This window comes from Rothia nasisuis, assembly GCF_928381405.1.
Classification (GTDB): domain Bacteria; phylum Actinomycetota; class Actinomycetes; order Actinomycetales; family Micrococcaceae; genus Rothia; species Rothia nasisuis.
Genome location: NZ_CAKMSB010000045.1, coordinates 1 through 440, shown reverse-complemented (window position 1 = coordinate 440; position 440 = coordinate 1). Strand labels below are relative to the sequence as shown.

At 51.6% G+C, this 440-nt stretch carries 1 protein-coding gene; it reads left to right on the top strand.

The genetic code is table 11. The features are described 5' to 3' along the window. The first annotated feature begins 2 nt into the window (after positions 1-2). On the top strand, positions 3-161 hold the full coding sequence (locus L6966_RS12335) for a DUF2017 family protein (protein ID WP_473828095.1): 159 nt from the start codon (positions 3-5) through the stop codon (positions 159-161). Positions 162-440 lie beyond the last annotated feature (279 nt).

Sequence of the window (440 nt, the reverse complement as noted above, 5' to 3'; positions counted from 1 at the left end):
ACATCAACCATGCAGAGGACGCTGAACGGATCGCGGAGTACCGGGACTGGGATTCTGTAGAAACAACAGAAGACTACATGGGTTTGATCTACAACTTTCTGACCTGGATCCAGGACAGCCTGATGGAAGCGCTGACCCAAAGTTTTGAAGATGGAGAATAAGGCCCACCCAGTACGTTTTATGACGTCCTGAAGACTGTCTACCCGTGATGGTCAACTCAATATGTTGTGAAGGTGCCAACGGAACCCACCAGGGCACCAAAAGTTAGCTAGTGTCAGGTCTACCATGAGTGATATGAACCCCACCCTTGTTACCCCCTGGGGGTCCCAGGTGCTTGCCGAGCCCACGAGACATGCGCAGATCTCGTATGCCGTCTTCTGCTTGAAAAAAAAAAAAAGCGATCAGCAGCAGTTGATGCACGTGCATGGCTGCTTGCGGCC